The following is a 21,095-nucleotide window of genomic DNA, read 5'->3' as shown; positions in this document are numbered from 1 at the left end:
CCGTCTCAGCGCTCGACGCCGTCGAGCACGACGCGCAGCCCGGCGCGCACCGGTCGCATGTGCGGGCCGGCCGGGTTCGCCCAGCCCTCGCCGCGTCGGGCGCCCTCGATCGCCGCCTCGTCGACGCGGATGCCGGCGCCCGGCTCGTCGCTCAGGACGATGCCGCCGTCGGCGAACTCGTGGTCGACGTGCATGCCGTCGGCGAACTCGGTCGCCTGCACCTCGGTCGTGAGGTGGTTCGGCACGGCCGTCATGACGTGCGCGACGGCCGGATTGGCGTTGTAGCCGACCGGGCTGATCGGCAGGTTGCGGGCGGCGGCGGCGAGCGCGAGGCGGTGCATGTGGCTGACGCCCCAGATCGCCCCGGCCTGCACGACGTCGGGCGCGCCCGCCTCGAAGAAGGGCGTGAACTGGTCGACCCCCGTGAGGTTCTCCCCCGTGGCGACCGCGGCGCGGATCGCGGTGCTGAGGCGCACGTGCCCCACCACGTCCCATCGGCGCAGCGGCTCCTCGACCCAGAGCAGGTCGACCTGCTCCTCGATCGCGCTCACGTACCGCACCGCCTGCTTGACCTGCCACGACTCGTTCGCGTCGAGCATGAGGCCGGGTCGCGACGTGTTCGCAGAGAGGACGTCGGCGAGGATGCCGAGGCGGCGGAGGTCGGCGTCGAAGTCGAGGCCGCCCTTGAGCTTGCCCGCGACGAAGCCGCGCTCGGCGAACTCGGCGTAGAACCCCGCGAGCTCGTCGTCGCCGAGCGCGATGTCGAGGCCCGAGGCGTAGCCCGGCACGAACCGGTCGCGGCCGCCGAGCAAACGCCACAGGGGCTCGCCGGCCGCCTTCGCCTTGATGTCCCAGAGCGCCGCGTCCAGCGTGGCGATGCCGCCGTACGTCGCTCCGGCGTGGCCGGACTTGAACACCTGCGCGAGCATGCGGTCGAAGAGCGCCGCGACACTGCGCGGGTCCTCGCCCTCGAGCGCCGGAAAGAGGCGCGCGAGGTCGGCGTGCGAGCCGACGCCCACGCCCTCGATGCCGGCATCGGTCTCGACGATGACGATGGGCACCTCGGTGACGGCCTCCACGATGTGGCCGTTGACGTCGCCGATGGCGCGCCGCCAGTGCTGCTGGGCGGTGAGGGTGCGGTACCCGGTGATCTTCATGGGTCCCCTACTCCTTGGTCCCGCCGGCGGTCATGCCCTCGACGAGGAAGCGCTGCGCGAACAGGAAGATCAGCAGGATCGGCGCGACCGAGAGGAGCGTCGCGAGGGCGAGCGTGGGCAGCTGGATGACGATGCTCGACGCCGTCGTCGGATTGAACGCGGGCACGTTCGAGAGGAGGTTCGCGAGTCCGACCTGGACGGGGATCTTCTGCCCGCCGACCACGAGGAAGGGCAGGAAGTAGTTGTTCCAGTTGGCGACGAAGCTGAAGAACCCGACGAGCGCGATGACGGGCGTCGCGAGCGGCATGGCCACCTGGGCGAACACGCGGAACTCCCCCGCGCCGTCGATGCGGGCCGCGTTCAGCAGGTCGCGCGAGACCGCCGTCGAGAAGTAGATGTAGGTGAGGTACACGCCGAACGGGAAGAAGGAGAACGGCAGGATCACCGCGAGCGGGCTGCCGATGAGGCGAGCGGCCGAGAGCTCGAGGAAGATCGGCAGCACGAGCGCCGTGTTCGGGATCAGCATGACGATGAGCGTCGTCACGAGCAGGATGCGGCGGCCCTTGAACTCGATGAGCGCGAGGGCGTACCCGGCGGGGATGCTCACGATGAGCGTGATCGCGAGCGCCGTGAACGAGTAGAACGCCGAGTTGCCGAGCCAGACCGCGAAGACGCCGCTGCCGAAGGCGAACAGCTCGTTCCAGTTGGCGGCGAGCTGCTCGAACGACCCGAAGGCGAAGGGACCGCTGAGCAGCAGCTCGGAGTTGGTCTTCGTCGGTGCGAGCAGCAGCCAGATGATCGGCAGGATGAAGAAGGCGGCGAAGGCGAGCAGGACGACGGCCACGAACGCGCGGCCGATCCACTGCCCTGGGGTGAGTGCGCGCCGCCTGCGGCGCACGGCGAGGTCAGTCACGTTCGAACAGCTTTCCGCGGAAGATGAAGATGGTGGACAGGCCCAGCGCCACGACCAGGAGCATCACCGAGATCGCGGCGGATCCGGAGAAGTCGCCCTGGCGGAAGGCGTACAGGTAGGCCAGCTGGTTGAGGGAGTAGTCCTCGGGGACGACGTTCTTCGTGGCCTGGGCGAGGACCTTCGGCTCGACGAAGAGCTGAGTGCCCGCGGCGAGCGACATGATGCCCATGTAGCTGATCCACTTGGTGAGCATCGGCAGCTGGATGTGCCAGGCCACCTGCAGTGCGCCGGCGCCGTCGATGCGCGCGGCCTCCATGATGTCGGCGCTGATGTTGTTGAGCGCGCCGTACATGATGACGATCCATCCGCCGGCGCCCGCCCAGAAGGCGATGACCGTGAAGACCACGGGGAGGTTGCCGACGGCGACCACGTTGACGAGCGACTCGTAGCCCATGGCGCGAAGCAGCGCCGAGACGGGGCTCACCGAGGGGTCGAGCACGAACAGCCAGAGCAGCACGCTCGACGCGCCCGCGATGGCGCCCGGGATGTAGAAGAGGAAGCGCGCGGTGTCGCCGAGCCAGCGGACCCGGATGCCGTGCACGACGATCGCCAGGACGACCACGAGGATGATGAGGCTGACCAGCCAGAACACGACGTACAGCGCGACGTGGCCGACGGCCGGGAGGAACCGGTAGTCGTTGAAGACCTTGACGAAGTTGTCGAACCCGACGAAGACGCCGTTGCGGGTGAAGGAGAGGAAGAGCGCGTAGAGCGTGGGCAGCAGGCCGAACGCCACCAGGAGGAGCGTGTAGCCGCTGACGAAGACGTAGCCGAATCGCGACTGGCCGGCGCTCATGCGGCTGGCGCGCCGGCGCTCCGGCCGGCGCCGCCCCGAGGGGACGACGCCGGCAGGAGCCGGAGGTGCGGTGACGGTCACGTTACTCGACCGTGTACCCGTTGACGGTGGCCTCGTTCTCGAGCTCCGTCTGCCATGCGGGCAGCAGGGAGACGACGCTCTCGCCCTCGGCCATGCCGGGGATGACGACCTTGGCCCAAGCGGTCTCGGGGCTCCACGGCGTCACGTTCCAGCCGCCCCAGATCTGGCCCGCGGCATCCGCCATCACGGTCTTGAAGTCGTCGTTGACGAAGTAGCCGGCCTCGGCCTGCTTGTCGAGCCACTTCTCGGCGGCCGACGTGTACGCCGGGTAGCCCGAGGAGGCCTCGACCTGGAACTCGTCGGCGCTGGTGACGAACTCGAGGAAGGTCTTCACGGCCTCGAGGTTCTCGGAGTGGCGCGAGGCGTACCAGATGCCGCCGCCGACGTTGCCGGCCGCGACCTCGCCGCCCTCCCATTTCAGCGGGGGCGCGACGCCGATCTCGCCGGCGGGCGTCGCGAGGCCGCCCTGGAAGATCGCACCCGTGTACCAGACCGGGCCGGGGACGCCCACGAGCTTGTCGGCGTAGTTCGCGGCGAACTCGGCGCTGAAGAAGCTGTCCTGCACGAGCGTGCCGTTCTCGAGCATGCCGTCGATGATCTCGGAGATCTTCTGGGCGTTCTCATCGGACGTGTCGGAGTGGAACACGCCGGGCTCGGGCGACTGGAAGACGGGCGACTCGGAACCGCCGTAGTAGACGTACGTCATGAAGCTGTCGCCCATGCTGCCGAGGATGTAGCCCGGATGCTCGGCGGCGAGCTGGTCGCCGAGCTCTGCGTACTCCTCCCACGTGGTGGGCACGTCGTAGCCGAACTCGTCGAGGAGCTTCTGGTTGTAGTAGAAGACCGTCTGGGCGAGGTCGTTGCGCAGGCCGTAGACCGTGCCGTCGATCGTCGCGTAGTCGAGCGAGCCCTCGGCGAAGCCGTCGAGGAAGTCCTGGTCGATGAGGCCCTCGTTGAGCGGCGCCGCGAAGCCCGGCTCGCCCTGCGGGGTGTCCTTCGACGCCCAGATCGCATCGTTCTGCTGGGTCGAGAACACGACATCGGGCCAGCCGTCTCCGGCCTGGTCCATGAGCGAGATCTTGCTCTGGAACGAGCCGCTGCCGCCGGCGTTGCCGTCGTAGGTCTCGAGCTCGACCTCGATGTCGGGGTAGGCCTCCTGGAAGGCGGTCACAGCGGGCTCGCGCGAGGCGTCGACCCAGACGGTGATGGGGCTGTCGGCGACCTGCTCCGCCGCGGCGAAGCCGTATTCGCTGTCACCCCCCGTCTCGGCGCCCGTCGAGCACGCGCTCAGGACGAGGAGTCCGGAGGCCACGACGGCCCCGGTGGTGATCAGCCGAGTGGCTCGGCGTCGGAAGGACGAGTGCTGTGACATGTCGCGCATTCCTGTTCTGGTCGGCGTCTCTGACGACTGGGCACGCCCGGGGGTGGGCTTGAAGCGAGTACATCATACGTCTTACAAAGATGCAAGAGAAGATCATAGGTATTACGTCTTTCGGCGGCTATGCTGTCGGCATGTCCCTCGAGACCCGCGCCGGTGCGGAGCGATCGGCCGCCTACCCGACGATCGCCGCGCGCCCCCGCACGCCTCGCCTGGGCGTCACCGTCGTCGCCGACCTCGTCGACGCCATCGTGCGCGGCGACCTCGCCCCCGGCACGTCGCTGCCGCCCGAAGCCGTGCTCTGCGAGCAGTTCGGCGTGAGCCGCACCGTCATCCGCGAGTCGGTCAAGCGGCTCGAGGAGAAGGGCCTCGTCACCGTCGCGCAGGGCCGCGGCACCCAGGTCCTCGGCGCCGAGTCGTGGAACATGGTCGACGCGACCGTGCTCTCCGCGCTCGTCGCCAACGACGCGACGCTGGGCATCCTCGACGACCTCAGCGTCGTGCGCGCGTCGCTCGAGGGCGTCATCGCGCGCGATGCCGCCGCCCGGCGTTCCGACGACGAGCTCGAGCGGCTCCGCGAGGCGCTGCAGCTCATGCGCGACACGATCGATGACGAACCGGCGTTCAATGCGGCGGATGTCGTCTTCCACGCGACCGTCGGCGAGATGAGCACGAACCGGCTCGCCGTCAACCTCGTGAACATCCTGTTCGGCCAGGCGCGCGAGAGCGCCCGCTTCCACCTGCACAGCCGCCTCGAGACGACGCTCGACGAGCACGAGCGCGTGTTCGACGCCATCGAGGCAGGCGACCCGGATGCCGCGGAGCAGGCCATGCGCTCGCACATCGCCGACGCCTGGGAGCGCCGGCGCCCGCCCAGCCCCAAGCGCTGACGCCTCGCCCGAGGCCGCCGGCCGCAGCGCGCCGCGGCGCGAGCCCACCGGCGCCGCGGGTCGGAGCAGTCGCCACACCCGCGGTCAGGCGCGCGCGTCCTCCAGGTGCGGCGCGCCCCGGCCGAGCACCTTCACGACGAGGTCGTGCCGGCGGAGGGTGCGGATCGTGCGCGCGACCTCCTCGGGCGAGCGGCCGAGGGCCCGCTCGTTGACGACGACGAGCACGTCGCCCGCCTGCAGGGTCGCGAACAGCCGGCCGAGCCGCTGCTCCCAGGTCTCGGGCATATCGGGCGTCGGATAGCGGAAGTCGAGGATCTGCACCCCGAACCGCGTGAGCGCAGTGCGCTGCTCGAGGATCGGCGGCATGTCCCCGCGGGGCACGACGAGGCCGACGAGCCGCGAGCCCTCGGGCCGCGCCTTCCACCAGTCGTGGTTCTGCTGCAGCTCGACGAAGCACTCCGGGCAGCCGATCGCGTGATGGCCGGGCGTATGCGGGCCGGCCGTGGCATCCGTCGCGGCGCGCCCCGTGGCATCCGTCGTCGTACCGGTCCGCCGTTCATCCATGTCGGTCACCCTCGTCGCCGCCCTCCGCATCACGTCCCATTCTCGCCGACCGCGCGTCGTCGGCGTACGCTGACCCCGATCGCGGCGCCGGCGCGCGAGGCGGACGAGGAGGTTCCCGATGGCCGAGCTCACACCCATCCAGCCCTGCCTGTGGTTCGACGACCAGGCGCGCGAGGCGATGTCGTACTACACCGAGGTCTTCCCGAACTCCTCGATCGACCGGGTCGACGAGTATCCCGACGAGTCGCTCGACGAGCACTTCCGCGGCATGTCGGGCAAGGTGCTGAACGGGCAGTTCCGGCTGAACGGCGTGCCGTTCACCTGCCTCGACGGCGGGCCGCTCTTCACGTTCAACGAGTCGGTCTCGTTCATCGTCGCGTGCGCCGACCAGGCCGAGATCGACCACTACTGGGAGCGGCTCTCGCACGTGCCCGACGCCGAGGCGTGCGGGTGGTGCAAGGACCGCTTCGGCGTCAGCTGGCAGGTCGTCCCGGCGAACATGGGCGAACTCACTCGCCGGCCGGAGCAGATCCAGGTGATGATGCGGCAGAAGAAGATCGTCATCGCCGAGCTCGAGAACGCGTGAGCGACGGATGGCGCGCAACCCCGACATCCCGGACGCGTTCGACGTCATGGAGTGGTGGGTCGCGGCGGGGTCGCTGGCCTTCCCGCTCGCCGATCGCGCGGTCGGCGGGCGACGGTCGATGCCGGACGACTGAGCCCCCAGCGGACCGGCCGCCGGCACCGCCGGTGCGGTCAGGATGCCGCGGCCGCACCCGCGCCCGCCGCCGCGCCGGCACCGCGCTCGCGCGCGACCGCCTCGCGCACCGCCGGCGCGATCTCGGCGGCGAGCCGCTCCGCCACGACCGGGTCGTCGCCCGCGACCATGAACGAGCTCAGCCCGTGCTCGAGCACGAGCCCCGTGAGGTCATCGACCCACTGCTCGGCCGGCCCGTGCAGCAGCCCGCGCGAGACCGGAGACAGGTCGACGCGCATGAAGTTCATCAGGCGACGGACGTCCGACGGCGACCGCCCCGCAGCGAGCGCGGCGTCGTCGATGCGCGCGTTCGCGTCGTCGACCCCGGCGAGGCCGCCCTCGACGTACTCCAGGGAGGGGAGCCAGCCGTCGCCGAGCTCCCCCGTGAGGGCGAGCATGCGCGGCTTGTAGGCGCCGATCCACACGTCGATGTCGTGAGCGGGGCGCGGTCCGCGCTTCGCGCCGGCCACGTCGTAGTAGCGGCCGTGATGCGCGACGCGGCCCTCGGCATCCACGTCCCAGAGGTCGCGGATGATGCCGATGCCCTCGCGCAGCGCGCCGACGCCCTGGCCCGGCGTCAACCGCCGGCCGCCCATGGCCGCGATGCCGTCCCAGAAGGCGCCGGCACCGATGCCGAGCTCGAACCGACCGCCGCTCAGCACGTCGACGGATGCCGCGGCGCGGGCGAGCACGGCGGGCGGCCGGAGCGGCAGGCTCGCGACGTTCGCGCTGAGGTGCACGCGCTCGGTGCGCGCGGCGACGTAGGCGAGCAGCGTCGAGGTGTCCAGGAACGACGCCTGGTACGGGTGATCCTGGAAGGTGACCAGGTCGAGCCCGACGCGGTCGGAGAGCTCGGCGAGCTCCACGACGCGCTCGGCGTCATGGGCGGACGGGGTGAGGAACGTCCCGAATCGCAGGTCGTGTCCGTAGTCGGTCATGAGGCGATCTCCAGTTCTGTGGTCTGCGTCGTGCTGCGCGCGTCGGTGGCAGCGGATGCCGCGCCGGTGCGCGGCTCGATGGCGAAGTTGTCGCGGAACAGCGCGTCCGGGTCGTAGCGGCCCTTGAGCGTGCGGAGCCGCTCGAGCACCGGCTCGGTGAACGCGTCGACGAGCCGCTCGGGTCGGCGGTCGGTCTCGAAGCTCAGGTAGAGCCCCTCGAAGTGGTGGCGGAGGCGGTCCCACGCGGCGTCCAGCGCGGCGTCGTCGGCGCCCATCGCGGTGACCTGGAACGCCGGGGACCGGTGCGGGAACGCCATCGCGTCGGAGGCGACATCCGCGACGGCACCGCCCATGGTGCGCAGCTCGAAGAAGTGCACGAGGCCCGTCTCGAGGAGCGCCGCGGCATCCCTCGCGAACCCGGGCGTCAGGCGGGGCAGGAACGCCGAGCGCGACACCGGCTCGCCGAATCCGTGCTGGCCGTCGGGGCCGACGTCGGCGGCCTGCGCCATGACGTCGCGGTACGGCATGACCGCCGCCTGCTGCTGCACGAGCGCGCCGATGCCGGTGAACGGCGTGAGGCGCTCGACGACCACATCGGGGTCGGGGTCGTCGACGATCGCGAACAGCTGCATCACGGACTGCCCCTCGCGCGGCGGGCCGGTGACGAGGAAGGCCGTCGTGTCGCGCGGCGCCTCGGTCGCGATGCGGCCGAACTCGAGGAGCGCGCCCTCGAGGTCGCGGTTCACGAGGGCAAGTTGCGCCCAGCCGACGTCGTCGATTGCGTCGACCTCGAACTCGAATGCGGTGGCGACGCCGAAGTTCGCGCCGGCGCCGCGGACGGCCCAGAACAGGTCGGGATGCTCGTCGGCGCTCGCACGGACGATCGTGCCGTCGGCGAGGACCAGCTCGACCGCGCGCAGGTGGTCGATCGTGAGCCCGTGCGCCCGGGAGAGCAGCCCGATGCCGCCGGCGGTCGCGAGCCCGCCGACGCCGACCCCGCCGTAGTCGCCGGACCCGAGCGCCCAGCCGTACGGGTGCAGGGCCGCGGCGACCCGCTTCCAGGTCGCGCCCGGCCCGATGCGCACGAGGCGCGACGCCCGGTCGAGCACGACGATCTCGTCCATGCCGCCGACGTCGATCACGATGCCGCCGCGGTTGGTGGAGCGGCCGCTGATGCCGTGGCCGGCGCTGCGGATGCCGAGCGGCACGTCGCGATGGCGCCGCGCGAAGGCGAGGGCGTCGGCGACCTCCGCCGGCGTGGTCGGCCGCAGCACGAGACCGGGCGCTCCGCCGCGGAGGTAGGTGGAGGCCACGCTGCGGTGCGCCCGGTCCCCCGGCTCGACCGCGGTCGCGGCGAGCGAGTCGGGCACGCCGTCGTAGTCGATCCGCGCGACGCGACGTGCGCGCACCTCGGCCGATCGGCGCGGGCGCGCGGGCAGGGCGGCGCGCATCTCGGCGGCGACCGATGCCACGCGCTCGACGTCCTCGACGGATGCCACGGGCACGACGACCGGCACGCCGTCCTCGGCGAGCGCGGCGAGCTCGGCGGCATCCGCGGCGGGCGTCGCGACGACCCAGGCCTGGCCCGCGACATCCGCTCGCGCGCCGGCGTCGCCGGCGCTGCCGACGCTGCCGTCGCCGTCGATGAGCCGCCCTGGCGCGAGCCGGCGGAGGCTCTCGCGAGCGCGGTCCAGCACGGCCGGCACCGGCGTCTCGGCGTCCGGCACCCCTCCGGCGATGCCGAACGCCGAGCCGCGGGTGCCCCGTGACGCGTGCGACGGCTCGACGCCGATCGCGATGCGGTCGGTGCCGGCGGCGATCCAGGCCGCGAGACTCCAGGGGTCGAGCGCGGCGATCGCGGCCGGCGCCGCGTCACCCGGCGCCACCACGATGAGGTCGAGGTGGTGGCTCTCGGCGGCGGCGGCGAGGCGTGCCACGGCGGCCGATGCGTCGGCAGGCGCGCCGGCGCGATGGTCGGGGTCCGCGCCGTGCGTCGACGCGATCAGGACTCCGAGTTGGATGGTCATTCCGTCTCCCATGATTCGGTTGCACTGACGATAATCGGTTTTGCAGATGATTTATTCCACCGATCAGTCGTAGGCTCGAAGCATGGAACCCGACCTCGGCTCGGCACCGACCACCGCGAGCGCGCTGACCTCCCTCGACCTCGGCGACGACTTCGGGTGGGCGCTCGGCGTGCTGCTCCGCGCCCACCGCGACCGCGTGCAGGAGGCGATCGGCGACTTCCCGCACGGGCCGCGCGGCTACGAGACCATGGCCGAGGTCATCCGCGGCACGCAGCCCAGCCAGCTCGCGCTCGCGAACCACCTCGGCATCGACCGCACGGTCATGACCTACCTCGTCGACGACCTCGAGGCCGACGGGCTCGTCGAGCGGCGACCGAACCCCGCCGATCGGCGCCAGCGGCTCGTCGTCGCGACGCCGCGCGGGCAGGAGGTCATCTCGGGCGCCTGCTCGCGCGTCGTCGCCGCACAGGACCTCGTGCTCGGCGCTCTCGACCCCGCCGAGCGGGAGGCCCTCCGGCGCCTGCTCGTCAAGGCCGCGGTCGGCACGGGCGGCGACGTCGACGACCCGTGCGAGGTCGCCGACGAGTGATCGCGTCGCGGGCGCTCGTGGCGGTGCTCGCGACTACGCGCCGCACGTGGTTCGGCACCGACTCGCCCCGGATCAGGGTGGATCCCGACGGCCGTGCCCGTCCGGGCCGATCCCGCCGTCCCCGAATCCGAGGAAGGTCCACCATGCACGCCACGAACCCCCGCAGCCGGCGCGGTCCGATCCGCGCCGCGATCGCCGCGGCGGCGGCCGTCGCCGCGGCCACCGCGCTCTCGGTCGCCGTCCCGGCGGCGGCGGACGCCGCCCGCGCACCCTCCGAACCGAAACCCACGATCGTGCTCGTCCACGGCGCGTTCGCCGACTCGTCAGGCTGGAACGACGTCACCGAGCGGCTGCAGAAGCGGGGCTACACCGTGCTCGCGGCATCCAACCCGCTGCGCGGCCTGCACACCGACGCAGCCTACGTCCGCTCCATCCTCGAGACCATCGAGGGCCCGATCGTCCTCGTCGGCCACTCGTACGGCGGCGCGGTCATCACGAACGCCGCGACCGGCCTCGAGAACGTCGAGGCGCTCGTCTACGTCGCCGCGTACGCGCTCGACGAGGGTGAGAGCCTCGTCCAGGCGAACGCGCTCGGCGGCGGGCACACCGACCTCGCCGACCACCTCGTGATCCGTCCCTACCCGGGCGCACCCGAGGGCGATGCCGACGGCTACATCGACCCGGCGTACTTCCACGAGCTGTTCGCCGCCGACCTGCCGAAGAAGCAGACCGCGGTCATGGCCGCGTCGCAGCGCCCGGCAGCCGTGCAGGCGCTGTTCACGCCGTCGGGCGAGCCGGCGTGGGCGAGCATCCCCAGCTGGTACATCGTGGCCGCCGAGGACCACACCATCCCGCCCGAGGCCGAGCGGGTCATGGCCGAGCGCGCCGGCGCGACGACGATCGAGCTCGCCAGCTCGCACGTCGCCATGATGAGCCACCCGGGCGAGGTCGTCGACGTCATCCTCGACGCCGCCGAGTGAGCGCGCAGCACCGCTGACGCCGCGCCGCGGCATCCGCTCTCATCAGGGGCGGATGCCGCGGCGCGTCACATCGTCCCCTGGAGCCCGGTCCTCGCTGGTGACCCGCACCCACTCCAGGAAGGACCGGAACCATGACCGATCACGTGCTCGAGCCCGCCGCCCAGGACGTCGCGGACGCGACCTCCCGCCCGCCGTTCCTCTACGAGCTCGGCGTCGAGGGCGCCCGCACGGTGCTCGACGACCTCCAGGCCGCCCCGATCGAGAAGCCCGACGTCGACGAGACGTGGATCACCGTGCCCGCCGAGGTCGGCGACGTGCGCGTGCGCATCGTGAAGCCCGTCGGCGCCGACGCTCCGCTGCCGGCCGTGCTCTACATGCACGGCGGCGGCTGGGTGCTCGGCAACGCCGGCACGCACGACCGGCTCGTGCGCGAGTTGGCGACGGGCGCTCGCGCGGCGATCGTGTTCGTCGAGTACGACCGCTCCCCCGAGGCCCGCTACCCCGTCGCGATCGAGCAGGGCTACGCGACCGCGCAGTGGATCACGCAGAACGGCGCCGAGCAGGGCCTCGACGCATCGCGGCTCGTCGTCGCGGGCGACTCGGTCGGCGGCAACATGGCCGCCGCGCTCGCCATCAAGGCCGAGCAGCGCGGCGACGTCACGTTCGCACACCAGTCGCTCTACTACCCGGTGACGGATGCCGCGCAGGACACCGACAGCTACCGGGAGTTCGCCGACGGGCCGTTCCTGCTCGCGAAGAGCATGGCCTGGTTCTGGGACGCGTACCTCCCCGACCTCGAGCGGCGCGGGGAGATCACCGCGTCGCCGCTCCGCGCGAGCCTCGACGACCTCGCGGGCCTGCCCGAGGCGTTCGTCGTCGTCGACGAGAACGACGTGCTGCGTGACGAGGGCGAGGCCTACGCGCGCAAGCTCACGGCCGCGGGCGTGCGGACGACGAGCGTGCGCTACAACGCCGCGATCCACGACTTCATGATGCTGAACCCCGTCCGCGGCACCGCCGCATCGACCGCCGCCGTCGAGCAGGCGATCCACGTGCTGCGCAAGGCCCTCGGGACGAGCGAGTAGGGGTCCGGCCATGACCGCCCAGCTGCCCCGACTCGAACCGCTTCGCCACGTGTCGGCCGGCGTGCTGGACGTCGCCTACCACGAGGCCGGTCCCGCCGACGGGACGCCCGTGCTGCTCCTCCACGGGTTCCCGTACGACGTCCACAGCTACGTCGAGGTCGCGCCGCGACTCGCGGGGGCCGGCTTCCGCGTGGTCGTGCCGTACCTCCGCGGGCACGGCGGTACGCGCTTCCGCGAGCGCGTCACCCCGCGGAGCGGACAGCAGGCCGCGCTGGGGCAGGACGTGATCGACCTCATGGACGCGCTCGGCATCGAGCGTGCCGTGCTCGCCGGCTACGACTGGGGCGGACGGGCAGCGTGCGTCGCCGCCGCGCTGCACCCGGAGCGCGTGATCGGACTCGTCTCGGTGAACGGCTACCTGATCCAGGACATCTCCGCGTCGATGCATCCGCTGCCCCCGCAGCTCGAGTCCGGGTTCTGGTACTTCTTCTACTTCCTCACCGAACGCGGCCGGCGCGCCGCAGTACCGGCGGGACGAGGCGCGCCTGGCCGACCAGCCGCCGATCAGGGTGCCCGCGGTCACGCTCGACGGGCTCGCCGACGGCAACTTCCCGGCGACGGATGCCGCGGCATCCGCTCGGCACTTCACCGGGCCGCGCGTGCATCGCCACGTGCCGCACGCCGGTCACCACCTGCCGCGGGAGGCGCCGGAGGCGTTCGCCGCGGCGGTCGTCGAGGTGCTCGGGCTCGCCGAGGGGCGACCGCCCGTCGGTGCGGCCGCCTGAGTCGAGGTCGGCGTCGGCCCGCGATCACGCGGCCTCGGCCGCGACGCGCGGCCGGCGCCATCCGGTGACGAGCAGCCACACCGTGAAGGACAGCTCGGCCGCGACCGACGGGATCAGGACGACCATGAGCATGAGGTCGGCGATCGCCGCGTAGTCGGGAAGGAGGGTCACGGCCAGCGTGTCGAGCCCGTAGGCGACGCCGGCGACGATGAGCGTCCAGCCGAGCCAGACGGGTGCGATGCGCGAGGCCACGATCATCCGGCCGAGGAGCACGAGGTGCACGCCGAACGCGAAGAGGCCCACGAGCCACGCGTAGTCGAACGCCTCGAACATCAGCAGGCCCGCCTCGGGGCCCATCGTGCCGGTGCCGGGCCCGCCGGTGACCAGCTGCAGGCCGAGGAACATGAAGACCGCGGCGACGCCGAGCATCACGGTGTAGACGAGGCGGAACCAGGCTGCGAGGAGCGACTGGTCGCGCCCAGCGGGGCGGAACAGCACGTACAGCGCCCACGCGATGGGCACGTCGATGAGGAACACGACGACGAACGCGGCGAGGCCGCCGCGGAAGAGCGATTCGGATGCCGCGACATCCGCCGCCGTCGCCGCCGCGTCGCCGGGGTGGACGAGCGACTCGCGGACGACGAAGTTGGCGAAGATCGCGAGCACGAAGACGGCGACGTAGCCGAGGCCCGCGATGCGGGCGGCGCGCCGGCGGGCCTGCGCGTCGTCGACGTCGGCGATGTCGGGCCGGGTGAGTCCGGTGGTGGTCATGGGGTCCTCCTGGTGGGTCGGATGGCGGGTCGGATGGTCAGCGGCCGATGGTGATCACGGCCTTGCCCGGGATGCGCCCGGCCACGAGGTCGCCCATGGCGCGGCGGACCTCGGAGAGCGGGTAGGTGCGGCCCACCGTCGCGCTGAGCTCGCCATCCGCGAGCAGGTCGGCGAGGCGCTCGATGCCCTCCCGCTCGTGGCTCGAGATGAAGAACGTGAGGCGCTTGCGGGTGAACAGCGAGCGCAGCGGGGCGCTGAGCTGTCGCTGCAGGCCGCCCGTGAGCCGGCCGCCGCCCTCGCCGCCGACGATCACGAGGGTCCCGCTCGGGGTGAGGATCCGCTGCAGGCGACGGACGGGCAGCCGGCCGTTGATGTCGACGATCAGGTCGTACCGCTCCGCACCCCGCGAGACGTCGGTCGCGCGGTAGTCGATGACGCGCACGGCGCCGAGCGAGCGGACGTGCTCGGCCTTCGCGGTGCTCGCGACGCCGGTCACCTCTGCGCCCGCCCGCACGGCGAGCTGCACGGCGTACCCGCCGACGCCACCGGAGGCGCCGATCACGAGCACGCGCCGGCCGGCCGCGACGCGGCCGCTGCCGTGGACCGCCTGGTGGGCCGTGAGCCCGGAGACCGGGACCACGGCGGCCTCGTCGAACGAGACCGACTGCGGCTTGCGGGCCAGGGTGGATGCCTCGGCGACCGCGTACTGGGCGAAGCTGCCGTCGGCGATGCCGAACACCTCGTCGCCGACGGCGAACCGGTCGACGCCCTCGCCGACGGCGACGACGACGCCCGCGACGTCGAACCCGGGCACGGGCTGCGACGGCCGGCGGAGGCCGAACATGAGGCGCGTGAGGTACGGCAGCCCCGTCATGAGGTGCCAGGTGCCTCGATCGAGGCCCGCGGCGCGGACCTCGAGGAGCACCTGGCCGTTGCCGGGGCGCGGCACGTCGATGCGGTCGACGTCGAGCACGTCGACGTCGCCGTAGGCGCGCTGCACGACGGCGGTCATCGTCGCTGGTGCGACGCGGCCGGCCTCGGTGGCGGCGGTGCGCGTCGTCGTGGTCGTGGTTCCGGTCTCGGCCTGCATGTCCTTCTCCTCGGAATACTGAATCGTACTTAGTACGACAGGATGTGCGACACGCTACTCGTACTTAGTACGATGAGTCAAGACCGAATGATGGAATGGACGCCATGACCGAACCCACGACCGGCGAGCGCACCCACGTCCGCGGCTCCCTGAACCGCGACCGGGTGCTGCACGGCGCGATCGAGTTCGCCGACCGCGAGGGCATCGAGCCGCTCACCATCCGTCGGCTCGCCGAGCACCTCGGCGTCAAGCCGATGACGATCTACCACTACGTCGCGAACAAGGAGGCGATCATCGACGGCATGATCGACCTCGTCTTCGACGAGATCGACCGGCCGTCGTCCGACGATCCATGGCGCGAGGGCATCCGTCGACGCTCGGCATCGCTTCGCATCGTGCTCAGGCGCCATCCGTGGGCGACCCCGCTGATGGAATCGCGGACGAGTCCCGGGGCGGGGACGCTGGGACACCACGACGCGGTGCTCGCGTGCTGGTATCGGTCCGGGCTCCCGCCGGAGCTGATCGCCCACGGTCTCGCGGTCGTCGATGCGTTCGTCTACGGGTTCGCGCTGCAGGAGGCGGCCCTGCCGTTCGGCGAGCAGCACGGCGACCTCACCGGGGCCGCCGAGGAGATCATCGTCCCCCTCCCGTCGGGAGAGCACCCGAACCTGGTGCGCTTCACGCAGGAGTACGTGCTCAAGCCCGGCTACGACTTCGGCCGATCCTTCGACTTCGGGCTCGATCTCATCCTCGACGGGATCGAGATGACAGCGAGGCGGGCAGGGGACGCATCGACCGCGGGCGCGAGTCCCGGCTGACCATCGCTGCGCCCGCCGCGACGCCGTCCGCCCCGCGGCTCCCCGTCAGGCGCTCGCGGGCAGCACGCCGCCGAGCTTGCCCGGGTTGACCATCCAGAACAGGCGGTCGACGCCGTCGACGGTCGCGTCGACGGCGAACAGGGCGAAGGGCGCTCCGTTCGCCCCGAGCAGCAGTGCGGGCTCGCCGTTGGCCTCGATGCGGCGGATGTCGATGCCGGTCCAGAACCACTCCGACACGGCGTGCACGAACTTCGCGACCCGGTCGCGCCCGACGAGCGGGAACCGCGCCGCCTGCGCGAGTCCGCCGCCGTCGGAGTAGCTCACGATGTCGTCCGTGAGGAGCGCCTCGAGCCGCGTGAGGTCGCCGGTCTGCGCCGCATGCAGGAACTCGTCGAGCAGACGGCGTCGCTCGGGCGCTCCGACCGACGCGTGGCGACCGTCGACGAGGTGCTTGCGCGCACGGCTCACGAGCTGGCGCGCGCTCGCCTCCGTGGCGTGGATGATCTCGGCGATCTGCCGGTACGGGTAGGCGAACGCCTCGCGCAGCACGTACGCCGCGCGCTCGGTCGGGGTCAGCCGCTCGAGGAGGAGCAGCACCGCGAAGCCGAGCGATTCGTCCTGTTCGACGAGGAGTTCCGGATTCGCCCCCGTGTCGATCGGTTCGGGCAGCCAGGGGCCGACGTACGCCTCGCGGCGCACCCGCGCAGACTGCAGCGCGTTGATCGCGAGCCGCGTGATCGTCGTCGCGAGGAACGCGGCCGGCTCGCGGACCGCACCCCGGTCGGCCTGCTGCCACCGCAGCCAGGTCTCCTGGACGAGGTCCTCGGCGTCGGCGACCGAGCCCGTCATGCGGTACGCGATGCCGAAGAGACGCGGTCGCAGCTCGCCGAACGTCGCGACGGCCTCGTCGAGATCGGGCTCGACCCGCCACTCGCCCCTCGGTCGGCGGACCTCCGAGAGATCGACCTTCGTCGCCTCGTGCGTGCGCATGACTCCCCCATCCTCGCGCGCGTACGAGCCGACGTCGAGCGGAATCCCGGACCCGAGGCGCGTCGCCATCTGCGACCGGGCAGCGCGAACGGATGTGACGCGGGTCGGGACATCCGGCCCGGCCGTCACAGTCGGTCGGCTCGCGCGGTCCGAGCTTGCGACACCCGGCGCCCTGCCGTGCGGGTGCCCACGCATCCCACCCACGGAAGGAACCGACCATGTCGAACCAGAAGCCGACCGTCGTGCTCGTGCACGGCGCCTTCGCCGAATCCGCCAGCTGGAACGGCGTCATCGAGCACCTCCACACCGAGGGCGTCACCTCGGTCGCCGCGGCGAACCCGCTGCGGAGCCTCTCCGGCGACGCGGCCTACGTCCGCGACGTGATCGCCTCGATCGACGGACCTGTCGTCCTCGTCGGCCACTCCTACGGCGGGCTCGTGATCAGCGAGGCGTCCGCAGGCAACGACCGGGTCGCCGCGCTCGTCTACGTGTGCGCGTTCGTCCCGCAGCCGGGCGACAGCGCGTTCGCGCTGTCGACGAGCGAGCCGGGCAGCACGCTCGGCGAGGCGATCGAGCCGCACCCGATCTCGACCGGCGGTGTCGAGTTCACGATCCGCAGCGACGTCTTCCGCGAGCAGTTCGCGGCCGACGTCGACCCGAAGACCGCCGGCCTCATGGGCGCCACCCAGCGTCCCGTCACCGAAGCCGCCCTGCAGGAGCCGGTCGCCGCCGCCGTTCCCGGCTGGAAGGACCGTCCCTCCTGGCACGTCTTCTCGACCGAGGACCGCAACATCCCGGTCGCCGTGCACCGGGCGGGCGCCGAGCGCGCCGGCTCGCGCGGCACCCGCGAGATCGCGGGCGCGTCGCACGCGCTCAGCGTGTCGCAGCCCGGCGCGGTCGCGGAGGTCGTGCTCGAGGCCGTGCGCGCGGTGAGCGAGGCACGAGCGGCAGCGTGACGCGCGGCCGCGGCATCCGCTCTGCTTCGAGGGCGGATGCCGCGGCTCGGCGCGAGAGACCGGATGGGCCGCCGGGTGTCACATCCCGGCGGCCCATCCGGTCGTAGTCAGGAGGACCGCCCGTCCCGGGCTTCGGTTCGGCCCCGTCCGCCGCGCGAGAGGATTCACCGCATGCACGACGACTCGATCGAGGGCGCGCTCGCCGCGTTCGCCGATGTGCGCGGCCGGCTCTTCGGCATCGCGTACCGCATGCTCGGCAGCGCGTCGGAGGCCGAGGACATCGTGCAGGAGGCCTGGCTCCGCTGGCAGGGCGCCGATCGGTCGGTCGTCGACGACCCGCCCGCCTTCCTCGCCACCACGACGACGCGCCTGGCGATCAACGCGCTGCAGTCGGCGCGCGCGCGTCGCGAGACCTACGTCGGCCCGTGGCTGCCGGAGCCGGTCGACACGAGCGCCGACCCGACGCTCGGCGCCGAACGCGCCGAGGCCCTCGGGTTCGCGGTGCTGGTCATGCTCGAACGCCTGACGCCGACCGAACGCGCCGCGTACGTCCTGCGCGAGGCGTTCGCCTACTCGTACGCGCAGATCTGCGCGATCGTCCAGGTCTCGGAGGTCGCCGCTCGCCAGCTCGTGAGCCGAGCGCGGAAGCACCTCGCGGGCGAGCGCCGGCGCGACGTGACCCCCGCCGAGCAACGGCGGCTGCTGACCGCCTTCGTCAGCGCCGCCAGGACGGGCGACCTGGACGGGCTCGAACGCCTGTTCGCCGAGGACGTCGTGTCGTACTCGGACGGCGGCGGCGTCGTGCGCGCCTCGAAGTTCCCGGTGCGCGGCCGGACGACGGTCGCGAAGTTCGTGCGCGCCTTCCACGTGCACTTCTGGGCGGGCGTGGAGACGATCGAGGCCGACGTGAACGGCGAGCCGTCGGTCGTGCTCCGGAAGGACGGCGAGACGTTCGCGGTGCTCACGGTCGTCGCTTCGGCGGGCGCGATCGACCAGGTGCTCTGGATGATGAACCCCGAGAAGCTCGCCGGCGTGGCCTCCCGTGCCGCGTGAGGAGGTCTCCTCGGCCCTGGTCGCCGCGCTCCTGGCCGGCGACGACGTGGCACTCGCCCGCCTGCTCGACATCGAGGCGAGGCTGACCGTCGACACCGGGGACCGCGGTGGCGGGTCCGTGCGTGGTCGCGCCCGAGTCATCCGCACCCTCGAACGACTCGTCGTCGATCGCCATGACGCCGCACTCGAGGCGGTACAGGTGAACGGATGTCCCGGCCTCGCACTGCGGCGCGACGACGGCACCGTCATCGGCGTGCTCGCGTTCGAGCCCGCGACCGACGGCGGCGGCCCGATCGCCGAGCTGTGGCTCCAGGCCGCGCCCGGGAAGCTCGCGCACTGGAACCGGCGCTGCGCGCCCTAGTCCGCGTCGGCCCCCGCACCGGCGTCGCCCGCCTCCGCGGCGGACGGCTCGGATTCGTGCACCGCGGTCGCGCTCGTCCCGCCCAGCGCGTCGCCCGCACGAAGGCTCGCCGCCTCGAGCGCCCGCTCGATGGCGACGTCGACCTCCGACCCCGGATCGATGCCTGCCTCGTCTCCGGACATGTCGCCTCCTCGGGAGCAGCCTGGTCACGAGCACCCTAGCGATGCCTCGGCCGGCGGTCCACCCGCCCATCGCCATGTCACAGATCGCGGGCTCGCCCGGTCGGAGCTTCATGACGGCAGCGGAACCCCGCGGCCCCGACGGAAGGCACCCCGACCCATGAAGATCGTCGTCATCGGAGGCACCGGCCTCATCGGATCCCGAGTCGTCTCGGCGCTCGCCGAGCACGGTCACGAGGCGGTCGCCGCCTCGCCGAACTCGGGCGTGAACACCCTGACCGGCGAGGGCGTCGCCGACGCGCTCGCCGGCGCCGACGTCGTGGTCGACGTCTCGAATTCGCCGTCCTTCGCCGACGACGACGTGATGGCGTTCTTCACGACCTCCACCCGGACGCTGCTCCACGCCGAGCGTGCGGCCGGCGTCGGCCACCACGTCGCGCTCTCGATCGTGGGCGCCGAGCTCCTGCCGGACAGCGGCTACCTGCGCGCGAAGGTCGCGCAGGAGCGGCTCATCGCCGACTCGGGCCAGCCCTACACGATCGTGCGCGCGACGCAGTTCTACGAGTTCGCCGCCCGCATCGCCGACGAGGCGACGACGGACGGCGTCGCGCGCGTGTCGACGGGCTTCATGCAGCCCATCGCTGCAGCGGATGTCTCGGCCGCCGTCGCCCGCGCCGCCGCGTCCGCGCCGCGCAACGGCACGCTCGAGATCGGCGGCCCGGAGAAGCTGCCGATGGCGGAGTTCATCCGCCGCGGTCTCGCCGCCCGCGGGGACTCGCGCGAGGTCGTGGCCTCGGCGGACTCGCCGTACTTCGGGACGCTGCTGCACGGCGATGAGCTCACGCCGGGGCCCGGCGCCGAGCTCTCGACGACGTCGTTCGACGAGTGGGCCGCGGCGCAGCCCGCCGCGACTGCGCGCTGATCGCGGCCCACCCGACTACAGCCCTTCGGCGATCTCCTTGATCGCGGCGAGCCGGCGGTCCCATTCGGCACCGATCGCCTCGAGGCGACGGGCCGTCTCGCCGAGCTGCGCGCCGAGCACGCGGAAGCGCACCTCCCGACCGACGCGGATCGGCTCGACGAGGCCGACCTCCTGCAGCACGGCGAGGTGCTTGGCGATCGCCTGGCGGGTGACGGGCAGCCGAGCGGCGAGGGCCGACGCGGATGCGTCGCCCTCGCCGAGCGCGGCAAGGATGCTCCACCGGGTCTCGTCGCCGAGTGCGGCGAACACGGGGACCAGCGCCGTCGTCGTCACGCGGCGCCCTCGGCGCCCGCGTTCGCCGCGGCGAGCTCCTCGCCCTCGAGCAGCGCCACGAGCTTGTCGAGCTCCCCGACCCAACCCTTGGCATGCTCGGCCATGTTCTCCACGGGGTCGGACGTGCGCTCGAAGCCGGTCTCGACGACCGTGAGCTCGGTGCCGCCGACTTCCGCGCCGGCGCCGGCGCCCGTGCCATCCGCCACGGGCTCGAGCGTGAACGTGAAGACGGTCGACGTCGCCTCCTCGACCCGGTCGGGCAGGCGGCCGAGCGCGTCGTCGTTGCCCCAGCGGTACGTGACCGAGCGCGGCGCGTCCATCGCCTCGACCCGGATCGGCACGGCGCCGTAGCCGTCGAAGGTCATCGTGCCCTCGGCGCCGATGCCGCTGCCGGCGAGCACGGTGCGGCCGAACCAGCGCGAGATGTGCTCGGGTTCGGTGACGGCCGCCCAGACCTTCTCGACCGGTGCGGCGATGCGGATGGTGCGTCGGACGGAGTAGGTGCCCTCGTCGACGACGGAGGGCGGGTTGTGGGTCATGTTCACCATGATGGATCCTTTCGAGTCGTGGTGCAACTCCAGAGTTGCACAAGGTCGCTTCCCTGCGCAACCCTTCGGTTGCA

25 protein-coding genes and 1 pseudogene are annotated in these 21,095 nt (G+C 72.3%); 13 read left to right on the top strand and 13 right to left on the bottom strand.

Translation table 11 applies throughout. The features are described 5' to 3' along the window. Positions 1 to 5 precede the first annotated feature (5 nt). Genes ACQ393_RS01620 through ACQ393_RS01605 form a run of 4 tightly spaced genes read right to left on the bottom strand, consistent with a single transcriptional unit; the run spans position 6 to position 4,379 of the window. Positions 6 to 1,157 (bottom strand): mandelate racemase/muconate lactonizing enzyme family protein, encoded by a 1,152-nt coding sequence (locus tag ACQ393_RS01620; protein WP_430645067.1) that lies wholly within the window; start codon positions 1,155 to 1,157, stop codon positions 6 to 8. A 7-nt stretch (positions 1,158 to 1,164) separates the two neighbouring features. Further along, complete coding sequence (locus tag ACQ393_RS01615) at positions 1,165 to 2,070, bottom strand: carbohydrate ABC transporter permease (protein WP_430645066.1); 906 nt, start codon at positions 2,068 to 2,070, stop codon at positions 1,165 to 1,167. Continuing rightward, positions 2,063 to 3,007: a carbohydrate ABC transporter permease gene (locus ACQ393_RS01610; protein ID WP_430645065.1), complete on the bottom strand. Its 945-nt coding sequence runs from the start codon at positions 3,005 to 3,007 to the stop codon at positions 2,063 to 2,065. Before ACQ393_RS01610 ends, ACQ393_RS01615 begins: the two co-directional genes overlap by 8 nt. Before the next feature lies 1 nt (position 3,008). Next, positions 3,009 to 4,379: an ABC transporter substrate-binding protein gene (locus ACQ393_RS01605; protein ID WP_430645064.1), complete on the bottom strand. Its 1,371-nt coding sequence runs from the start codon at positions 4,377 to 4,379 to the stop codon at positions 3,009 to 3,011. Between the two features lie 140 nt (positions 4,380 to 4,519). Between ACQ393_RS01605 and ACQ393_RS01600 the strand changes: the two genes are divergently transcribed. Beyond that, positions 4,520 to 5,275 (top strand): FadR/GntR family transcriptional regulator, encoded by a 756-nt coding sequence (locus ACQ393_RS01600; protein ID WP_430645063.1) that lies wholly within the window; start codon positions 4,520 to 4,522, stop codon positions 5,273 to 5,275. An 84-nt stretch (positions 5,276 to 5,359) separates the two neighbouring features. Here ACQ393_RS01600 and ACQ393_RS01595 read toward each other — a convergent pair whose 3' ends face one another. Continuing rightward, the gene (locus tag ACQ393_RS01595) at positions 5,360 to 5,839 is read right to left on the bottom strand and encodes a dehydrogenase (RefSeq protein WP_430645061.1); all 480 of its coding nucleotides are present in this window, start codon (positions 5,837 to 5,839) and stop codon (positions 5,360 to 5,362) included. A 118-nt stretch (positions 5,840 to 5,957) separates the two neighbouring features. On the opposite strand from ACQ393_RS01595, the gene ACQ393_RS01590 reads away from it, so the two are divergent. Together ACQ393_RS01590 and ACQ393_RS01585 are read left to right on the top strand one after the other, a co-directional pair. Beyond that, positions 5,958 to 6,425 carry a VOC family protein gene (locus ACQ393_RS01590; RefSeq protein ID WP_430645060.1) on the top strand — a complete coding sequence of 156 codons (468 nt, stop codon included), beginning with the start codon at positions 5,958 to 5,960 and terminating at the stop codon, positions 6,423 to 6,425. Between the two features lie 7 nt (positions 6,426 to 6,432). Then, positions 6,433 to 6,558: a hypothetical protein gene (locus ACQ393_RS01585; protein WP_430645059.1), complete on the top strand. Its 126-nt coding sequence runs from the start codon at positions 6,433 to 6,435 to the stop codon at positions 6,556 to 6,558. A gap of 37 nt (positions 6,559 to 6,595) precedes the next feature. On the opposite strand, the gene ACQ393_RS01580 is transcribed toward ACQ393_RS01585, so the two are convergent. Both ACQ393_RS01580 and ACQ393_RS01575 read right to left on the bottom strand, forming a co-directional pair. Beyond that, the gene (locus ACQ393_RS01580) at positions 6,596 to 7,534 is read right to left on the bottom strand and encodes an LLM class flavin-dependent oxidoreductase (RefSeq protein WP_430645058.1); all 939 of its coding nucleotides are present in this window, start codon (positions 7,532 to 7,534) and stop codon (positions 6,596 to 6,598) included. Further along, positions 7,531 to 9,561, bottom strand: a complete 2,031-nt coding sequence (locus tag ACQ393_RS01575; protein ID WP_430645057.1) for an FAD-binding oxidoreductase — start codon at positions 9,559 to 9,561, stop codon at positions 7,531 to 7,533. The genes ACQ393_RS01580 and ACQ393_RS01575 overlap by 4 nt, the downstream gene beginning before the upstream one ends. Positions 9,562 to 9,643: 82 nt before the next feature. Here ACQ393_RS01575 and ACQ393_RS01570 point away from each other — a divergent pair, with 82 nt between their 5' ends. The 5 genes and pseudogenes from ACQ393_RS01570 to ACQ393_RS01550 all read left to right on the top strand — a co-directional run bounded on the left by ACQ393_RS01570 (position 9,644) and on the right by ACQ393_RS01550 (position 13,000). Next, positions 9,644 to 10,150, top strand: coding sequence for a MarR family winged helix-turn-helix transcriptional regulator (locus tag ACQ393_RS01570; protein WP_430645056.1), 507 nt, complete (start codon positions 9,644 to 9,646; stop codon positions 10,148 to 10,150). Between the two features lie 143 nt (positions 10,151 to 10,293). Next, positions 10,294 to 11,130: an alpha/beta fold hydrolase gene (locus tag ACQ393_RS01565; RefSeq protein ID WP_430645055.1), complete on the top strand. Its 837-nt coding sequence runs from the start codon at positions 10,294 to 10,296 to the stop codon at positions 11,128 to 11,130. Positions 11,131 to 11,261: 131 nt separating this feature from the next. Continuing rightward, entirely contained in the window at positions 11,262 to 12,215 is a 954-nt protein-coding gene (locus ACQ393_RS01560; RefSeq protein WP_430645054.1) for an alpha/beta hydrolase, read from the top strand. A 10-nt stretch (positions 12,216 to 12,225) separates the two neighbouring features. Continuing rightward, positions 12,226 to 12,654 (top strand): annotated as a pseudogene (locus ACQ393_RS01555) (alpha/beta fold hydrolase); the annotation flags it as partial. Positions 12,655 to 12,784: 130 nt separating this feature from the next. Then, a complete protein-coding gene (locus tag ACQ393_RS01550) occupies positions 12,785 to 13,000 on the top strand; it encodes an alpha/beta fold hydrolase (protein ID WP_430645341.1) in 216 nt (71 codons plus the stop codon). Between the two features lie 24 nt (positions 13,001 to 13,024). Here ACQ393_RS01550 and ACQ393_RS01545 read toward each other — a convergent pair whose 3' ends face one another. Beyond that, on the bottom strand, positions 13,025 to 13,771 hold the full coding sequence (locus ACQ393_RS01545) for a DUF4386 domain-containing protein (protein WP_430645053.1): 747 nt from the start codon (positions 13,769 to 13,771) through the stop codon (positions 13,025 to 13,027). Between the two features lie 37 nt (positions 13,772 to 13,808). After that, positions 13,809 to 14,861 carry an NAD(P)-dependent alcohol dehydrogenase gene (locus tag ACQ393_RS01540; protein ID WP_430645052.1) on the bottom strand — a complete coding sequence of 351 codons (1,053 nt, stop codon included), beginning with the start codon at positions 14,859 to 14,861 and terminating at the stop codon, positions 13,809 to 13,811. A gap of 104 nt (positions 14,862 to 14,965) precedes the next feature. Here ACQ393_RS01540 and ACQ393_RS01535 point away from each other — a divergent pair, with 104 nt between their 5' ends. After that, positions 14,966 to 15,679, top strand: a complete 714-nt coding sequence (locus ACQ393_RS01535; protein ID WP_430645051.1) for a TetR/AcrR family transcriptional regulator — start codon at positions 14,966 to 14,968, stop codon at positions 15,677 to 15,679. A 45-nt stretch (positions 15,680 to 15,724) separates the two neighbouring features. Here ACQ393_RS01535 and ACQ393_RS01530 read toward each other — a convergent pair whose 3' ends face one another. Beyond that, entirely contained in the window at positions 15,725 to 16,669 is a 945-nt protein-coding gene (locus ACQ393_RS01530; RefSeq protein WP_430645050.1) for an RNA polymerase sigma-70 factor, read from the bottom strand. Between the two features lie 218 nt (positions 16,670 to 16,887). Here ACQ393_RS01530 and ACQ393_RS01525 point away from each other — a divergent pair, with 218 nt between their 5' ends. The 3 genes from ACQ393_RS01525 (at position 16,888) to ACQ393_RS01515 (ending at position 19,039) form a co-directional block, all read left to right on the top strand. Beyond that, positions 16,888 to 17,625, top strand: a complete 738-nt coding sequence (locus tag ACQ393_RS01525; RefSeq protein WP_430645049.1) for an alpha/beta fold hydrolase — start codon at positions 16,888 to 16,890, stop codon at positions 17,623 to 17,625. A gap of 171 nt (positions 17,626 to 17,796) precedes the next feature. Then, positions 17,797 to 18,678, top strand: coding sequence for an RNA polymerase sigma-70 factor (locus ACQ393_RS01520; protein WP_430645048.1), 882 nt, complete (start codon positions 17,797 to 17,799; stop codon positions 18,676 to 18,678). After that, positions 18,668 to 19,039, top strand: a complete 372-nt coding sequence (locus ACQ393_RS01515) for a hypothetical protein (RefSeq protein WP_430645047.1) — start codon at positions 18,668 to 18,670, stop codon at positions 19,037 to 19,039. The genes ACQ393_RS01520 and ACQ393_RS01515 overlap by 11 nt, the downstream gene beginning before the upstream one ends. Here the strand turns inward: ACQ393_RS01515 and ACQ393_RS01510 are convergent. Further along, positions 19,036 to 19,221 carry a hypothetical protein gene (locus ACQ393_RS01510; RefSeq protein ID WP_430645046.1) on the bottom strand — a complete coding sequence of 62 codons (186 nt, stop codon included), beginning with the start codon at positions 19,219 to 19,221 and terminating at the stop codon, positions 19,036 to 19,038. The genes ACQ393_RS01515 and ACQ393_RS01510 overlap by 4 nt on opposite strands. Positions 19,222 to 19,378: 157 nt before the next feature. Here ACQ393_RS01510 and ACQ393_RS01505 point away from each other — a divergent pair, with 157 nt between their 5' ends. Continuing rightward, positions 19,379 to 20,140 carry an SDR family oxidoreductase gene (locus tag ACQ393_RS01505; protein WP_430645045.1) on the top strand — a complete coding sequence of 254 codons (762 nt, stop codon included), beginning with the start codon at positions 19,379 to 19,381 and terminating at the stop codon, positions 20,138 to 20,140. A gap of 15 nt (positions 20,141 to 20,155) precedes the next feature. Here the strand turns inward: ACQ393_RS01505 and ACQ393_RS01500 are convergent, their stop codons facing one another. Continuing rightward, complete coding sequence (locus ACQ393_RS01500) at positions 20,156 to 20,473, bottom strand: ArsR/SmtB family transcription factor (protein ID WP_430645044.1); 318 nt, start codon at positions 20,471 to 20,473, stop codon at positions 20,156 to 20,158. After that, positions 20,470 to 21,021: an SRPBCC domain-containing protein gene (locus ACQ393_RS01495; RefSeq protein WP_430645043.1), complete on the bottom strand. Its 552-nt coding sequence runs from the start codon at positions 21,019 to 21,021 to the stop codon at positions 20,470 to 20,472. The genes ACQ393_RS01500 and ACQ393_RS01495 overlap by 4 nt, the downstream gene beginning before the upstream one ends. Positions 21,022 to 21,095: the final 74 nt, after the last annotated feature.

Origin of the sequence: Agromyces sp. GXS1127 (assembly GCF_050565425.1) — a bacterium.
Taxonomy (GTDB): domain Bacteria; phylum Actinomycetota; class Actinomycetes; order Actinomycetales; family Microbacteriaceae; genus Agromyces.
The sequence above is the reverse complement of the archived record's forward strand: the minus strand, read 5'-3'. Positions and strand labels throughout refer to the sequence as shown.

Excerpts from the sequence above, each read along its gene's own strand:
- ACQ393_RS01620 (WP_430645067.1), bottom strand. The coding sequence starts at position 1,157 with ATGAAGATCACCGGGTACCGCACCCTCACCGCCCAGCAGCACTGGCGG.
- ACQ393_RS01605 (WP_430645064.1), bottom strand. The coding sequence starts at position 4,379 with ATGTCACAGCACTCGTCCTTCCGACGCCGAGCCACTCGGCTGATCACC.
- ACQ393_RS01600 (WP_430645063.1), top strand. The coding sequence starts at position 4,520 with ATGTCCCTCGAGACCCGCGCCGGTGCGGAGCGATCGGCCGCCTACCCG.
- ACQ393_RS01595 (WP_430645061.1), bottom strand. The coding sequence starts at position 5,839 with ATGGATGAACGGCGGACCGGTACGACGACGGATGCCACGGGGCGCGCC.
- ACQ393_RS01590 (WP_430645060.1), top strand. The coding sequence starts at position 5,958 with ATGGCCGAGCTCACACCCATCCAGCCCTGCCTGTGGTTCGACGACCAG.
- ACQ393_RS01585 (WP_430645059.1), top strand. The coding sequence starts at position 6,433 with ATGGCGCGCAACCCCGACATCCCGGACGCGTTCGACGTCATGGAGTGG.
- ACQ393_RS01580 (WP_430645058.1), bottom strand. The coding sequence starts at position 7,534 with ATGACCGACTACGGACACGACCTGCGATTCGGGACGTTCCTCACCCCG.
- ACQ393_RS01575 (WP_430645057.1), bottom strand. The coding sequence starts at position 9,561 with ATGACCATCCAACTCGGAGTCCTGATCGCGTCGACGCACGGCGCGGAC.
- ACQ393_RS01570 (WP_430645056.1), top strand. The coding sequence starts at position 9,644 with ATGGAACCCGACCTCGGCTCGGCACCGACCACCGCGAGCGCGCTGACC.
- ACQ393_RS01565 (WP_430645055.1), top strand. The coding sequence starts at position 10,294 with ATGCACGCCACGAACCCCCGCAGCCGGCGCGGTCCGATCCGCGCCGCG.
- ACQ393_RS01560 (WP_430645054.1), top strand. The coding sequence starts at position 11,262 with ATGACCGATCACGTGCTCGAGCCCGCCGCCCAGGACGTCGCGGACGCG.
- ACQ393_RS01545 (WP_430645053.1), bottom strand. The coding sequence starts at position 13,771 with ATGACCACCACCGGACTCACCCGGCCCGACATCGCCGACGTCGACGAC.
- ACQ393_RS01540 (WP_430645052.1), bottom strand. The coding sequence starts at position 14,861 with ATGCAGGCCGAGACCGGAACCACGACCACGACGACGCGCACCGCCGCC.
- ACQ393_RS01535 (WP_430645051.1), top strand. The coding sequence starts at position 14,966 with ATGACCGAACCCACGACCGGCGAGCGCACCCACGTCCGCGGCTCCCTG.
- ACQ393_RS01530 (WP_430645050.1), bottom strand. The coding sequence starts at position 16,669 with ATGCGCACGCACGAGGCGACGAAGGTCGATCTCTCGGAGGTCCGCCGA.
- ACQ393_RS01525 (WP_430645049.1), top strand. The coding sequence starts at position 16,888 with ATGTCGAACCAGAAGCCGACCGTCGTGCTCGTGCACGGCGCCTTCGCC.
- ACQ393_RS01520 (WP_430645048.1), top strand. The coding sequence starts at position 17,797 with ATGCACGACGACTCGATCGAGGGCGCGCTCGCCGCGTTCGCCGATGTG.
- ACQ393_RS01510 (WP_430645046.1), bottom strand. The coding sequence starts at position 19,221 with ATGTCCGGAGACGAGGCAGGCATCGATCCGGGGTCGGAGGTCGACGTC.
- ACQ393_RS01505 (WP_430645045.1), top strand. The coding sequence starts at position 19,379 with ATGAAGATCGTCGTCATCGGAGGCACCGGCCTCATCGGATCCCGAGTC.
- ACQ393_RS01495 (WP_430645043.1), bottom strand. The coding sequence starts at position 21,021 with ATGGTGAACATGACCCACAACCCGCCCTCCGTCGTCGACGAGGGCACC.